The sequence below is a fragment of the Rhodoferax sp. UBA5149 genome (assembly GCF_002413825.1).
Lineage (GTDB): Bacteria > Pseudomonadota > Gammaproteobacteria > Burkholderiales > Burkholderiaceae_C > Rhodoferax.
Map to the genome: position 1 here is coordinate 35,284 of NZ_DHXT01000152.1, position 4,215 is coordinate 39,498.

The following is a 4,215-nucleotide window of genomic DNA, read 5'->3' on the forward strand; positions in this document are numbered from 1 at the left end:
CGTCCAGCGCGTTCATGGCGCTGCGAATGCCTTGGGCATCGCCGGCCGCATTGGCGGTCTCCAGCGCCTTGGCTGCGTTGAGCACCACGAGATCGCGCTCGCCCAAGGCCGCATCGGCTTTCTCGCGTTCCGCCGTCTTGCGGTTAAAGGCGTCGTCAATCGGTTTGCGAAAGGCGTCCCACAGCTTTTGTTCCTGGCGGCGCTCCATCGGCACCACGTGGGTCTCGGCCTGCCAGCGTTGCTGCAAGGCCTTGACCGCATCAATACGCAACTCGGGCTGGGCGCCCAGCACCTTCGCCTCTTCAATCATGGCCTGGCGTGTCAAAAGGCTGCGCTTTTGCAAAGCTTCCAGCGGCGCGGCGGCGCCGTTGATGGCGGCCTTCCAGAGCGGCTGCAACTCGGCAAACGCCTTTTCACCGACGTGCCCACCCTCGCGCCAGCGGTCGCCAAACTGATGCAAGATGCGGTTGAAACCTTTCCAGTCATCGTCCAGTGCCGTTGTGTTGGCAGCGGCCCAGGCATTGACTTCTTCAATCAGGGCCAGGCGTTGGGCCCGGTGTTCGGCCGACTCGGCCTTGACCTTCTCGAGCCAGACTTCCACCACTTTGTGGGCTTCGTTGCAGGCGTCGTCAAAGCGTTTCCACAAACCGTGATTGGGCACCCCGCCCTGGTCGGTCTGTTTCCACTGGTCGCGCAGGGTGCGCAGGCTTTCCTGCATCTTGCGTCCGCCCATGGCCTGACCTTCGGGGCGCTTGAGCAAGCCTTCGGCTTTGGCCATCAGTTCTTCACGCAACTGGTCGGCGCGCCAGCGCTGCCAGCCTTCCAGTTCGCCGGCGGCGGCGAGCGCCGCGTGGGCCTGGTTTTCCAGCTTGTCGTCGATGATCTTGCCGAATTCCTTGAGCGCGTTGCGCAAGGCGGCGGCGGCACCGGCACTGGCTTTGCCGTGGCCTTCAGCCACTTCCTGCTCAACTTTTGATAGCGCCTCACGAACGGTTGATATGGCCTGTGCCCTGATTTCAGGGTCAACCTGCGGTTTTTTCGGTTTGGCTACCGCCTCCAACGGAACGCCCCGCGCAACGCGCAGTTCATCGGCCCACACCGGCACCGGTGGCAGCGGTGCCGCAGCGTCCGCGGCTGCCGCAGAAGCTTGCGCCAAAGCCGCTTTGAAAGCGTCCCACACCACCAGCAACTGCGCCCGCGAGGCATCCAGCAGCGGCGGGAACTTGGCTTCAACGCTGGGCCAGTTGGCATCGTTCAACAAAGACGTGGCCTGCTCCTGCCAGTGGTCGACATCGGCGTGCAAGGCATCGACAAGCGCCTGCGCATCGCGCCATGACTTGGTGGACAGCACTTCAATGCGCTGGGCCAGCAACACAGCGGCTTCACGCTGCACCTGCACCCGATGCTGCAAGTCTTCAATCACCTTCACCCGGTCGCTGAGTTGGCCCTTGAGTGTCGCCAAGGGCTCCTTGCTCAAGGGTGCGCCCGCCTTGGCGGCATCGCGCTGCCAAGCCATGGCATCGGCGATATTCAGTTTGGCCACGGCCAGCAAAACCTGTGCTTTGTCGGCCCATTCTTGTGCAATGGACTCCTGGCCCTTGCTGCGCTTGATCTCATCGAGCTTTTCGCGCAGCAGCTTGGCCGCGCCTTTGTCTTTGCCACTGATTTCCTTGAACACAGCCTGCATTTGTTCCGGACTGGGCGCGCCAGCCAACCAGTCGCGGATTCGCGCCGTGCGCTCGGTCGAGGTATGGGCAGAAAATGCCCCGCCCGTCAGTGCATCCAGCGGATGGGGTGCGTTTGATTTGGCTGGAATTTGCGTCACTTCGGGGGCTACAGCAGTTTTTTGGAGGGCAGAAAAAGGGAACATGAGTCGCACAAACAAGGAGAATGATCCCCGCCGAGTTGCGGACAGGGTTGAAACGCTATTTTCGCCGCTATTTACCGGCCCGGCAATAACTCTATGGGGTGGTTAACTGCAGCGCCGCGCGAAGGCTCCATTTTGCCCCGGATGGCCACGCTTTGGCCGCCTGTCGCGCCAGCGACTGAACTGTTGTATCTATATAGAAGAAAGCCCGGTTGCCTGACTAAATGCCAAGCCACCGGGCTTGACGGCTGACTCAAGGTCCATGCCGTCAGGGCTCGCACGATGGGAGGGTAAAGTCCCAAAGTGCTGGGGAGGCAATAGATTGCCTCCACAAACTGCCGGGGCCGCTTCATCACTGCTACCCAAAGGTAGGGACTGGCTACTGCCGACTTTTCAAACCTGTCATCCGACAGGCCATTTCAGTCTAGGTAAGAGCTAGCGCAAATTCAAATAGGATTTTCAATCGAAGACTAACAATTGATTGGCAAACAGAAGCAAAGACATGTAAATATTTGACTAAATCCGTGTTATGAAAACAAGTTTTTTGCTTCTCTACTAAAATTCATTTAATTAAATTTAGAATAACAAACGTGTTTTATATTGTTGACTTGATATATATAGTCCACCTAGAATCCGCGCATCCCAGCCAAGTCTGGGGAAAACCCGCATCCGCTGCCGATCCCGGCATATTCAAATCTCTGCACAGCGCATGAAAGAACCCGCAGGATATTGATAGCGTACCAACCCAAACGAGGTGCCACGAGCGTTGCCCCTGCATGCAGGACAACCCGTCAGCCCCGCGAACGAAGGAAGAGCTATGACAGCGTCTAAAAAATTCACCCAGGGCCTGCGAACTTTCGCATCCGACATTGCCCAGGGCTTCTTTGAAATCACACATAACGGTTTTGCCCTGGTCGGGCTGGCAGTCATGTTTGCCATCATCACCTTGACGGCACGCCCCGAACTGCGCGAAGCCGGTGAGGTCAAGCTTTTTAGCTGGCTGCAAACCCGCCAGGTGGCAGTGGCCGGACCGACCGGCGAAATCGACGCCATTGATCGCGCCACAGCGAGCAACCCGCAAGATTTGCCGAAACAGCAGGCCGCCGTCGCCTACTGGTTGAGCAAAAAATACCGGGTGGCGCCAGAGCCCTTGAGCGCTTTGGTGGCTGAAGCCTATGAAATCGGCCTCCACACCAAGCTGGACCCGGCCCTGATTCTGGCGGTCATGGCCGTGGAATCGGGGTTCAACCCATTTGCCCAAAGCCCGGTAGGCGCGCAGGGCCTGATGCAGGTCATGACCCAGGTTCACAGCGACAAGTACGAGAGCTTTGGCGGCAAACTGGCGGCCTTTGATCCGCTGACCAACCTGCGGGTGGGTGTCAAGGTGCTGCAGGAATGCATCGCCCGCGCTGGCTCCACGGAAGGAGGTCTTCGGCTTTACGTCGGCGCCGCGAATATTGAAGACGATGGCGGCTACTCTGGCAAAGTCATGGCCGAGTATGCCCGCCTGCAAATGGTGGTCAAAGGCCGCGCAGTGCGCCTGTCCGCCCCCCAGATCATTCCCGCGCTGGCCCCGGTCAAGCCCGATAACAGCGCTGAAAAAGTTGCGGCGCTGTTCAACTCCTGATCTTCCGGCGTTGCAGGCCTTGGCCCCTGGCGCGCCTTGTCAGTTAAACTAACAGCGTACGCGACTGGCGATAGGCGCTCAACCCATCAGGGTGTGACGCGCTGAAGTGGGAACACCACGGGGGAGCGTGCCGCATGGCCAGTTAGGCCCATGTGTTTAGCCGTTCGCCTGGGCAGCCCTGGTTTCATCTCACATGATCCACAGGCCCATTGTCTTTAAGGACTGCCATGTACAACCGTAATATCCTCATCGAGCAAACCGATCCCGAGATCTTTGCCGCCATCCAGGCTGAAAACGCGCGCCAGGAACACCATATCGAGCTGATCGCCAGCGAAAACTACGCCTCGCCCGCCGTCATGGCCGCGCAGGGTACGCAGCTCACCAATAAATACGCCGAAGGTTACCCCGGCAAACGCTACTACGGCGGCTGCGAATACGTGGACATTGCCGAGCAGCTGGCGATCGACCGCGTCAAACAGATTTTCGGCGCCGATTGCGCCAACGTGCAGCCGCATTGCGGCGCCTCCGCCAACGAGGCCGTGTTCCTCGCCTTCCTGAAACCGGGCGACACCATCATGGGCATGAGCCTGGCCGAAGGCGGCCACCTGACGCACGGCATGCCCCTGAACATCAGCGGCAAGTGGTTCAACGTGGTCAGCTACGGTCTTAACGACCGAGAAGAGATCGACTACGACGCCATGGAGCGCAAGGCGCACGACAC

General features: G+C 59.4%; 2 protein-coding genes, 1 pseudogene and 1 riboswitch. Of the genes and pseudogenes, 2 read left to right on the forward strand and 1 reads right to left on the reverse strand.

Going from position 1 to position 4,215, the window contains the following annotated elements:
• On the reverse strand, window positions 1-1,870 hold a 1,870-nt coding region (locus tag B3V69_RS13335), incomplete at its 3' end, for a DUF349 domain-containing protein (RefSeq protein WP_296447310.1).
• 814 nt (window positions 1,871-2,684) lie between these two features.
• Here B3V69_RS13335 and B3V69_RS13340 point away from each other — a divergent pair.
• Both B3V69_RS13340 and glyA read left to right on the forward strand, forming a co-directional pair.
• Complete coding sequence (locus B3V69_RS13340; RefSeq protein ID WP_296447312.1) at window positions 2,685-3,494, forward strand: lytic transglycosylase domain-containing protein; 810 nt, start codon at window positions 2,685-2,687, stop codon at window positions 3,492-3,494.
• A gap of 50 nt (window positions 3,495-3,544) precedes the next feature.
• A riboswitch (ZMP/ZTP riboswitch) is annotated at window positions 3,545-3,675 on the forward strand.
• 46 nt (window positions 3,676-3,721) lie between these two features.
• A pseudogene (gene glyA / locus B3V69_RS13345) lies at window positions 3,722-4,215 on the forward strand (serine hydroxymethyltransferase); the annotation flags it as partial.

Excerpts from the sequence above, each read along its gene's own strand:
- B3V69_RS13340 (WP_296447312.1), top strand. The coding sequence starts at position 2,685 with ATGACAGCGTCTAAAAAATTCACCCAGGGCCTGCGAACTTTCGCATCC.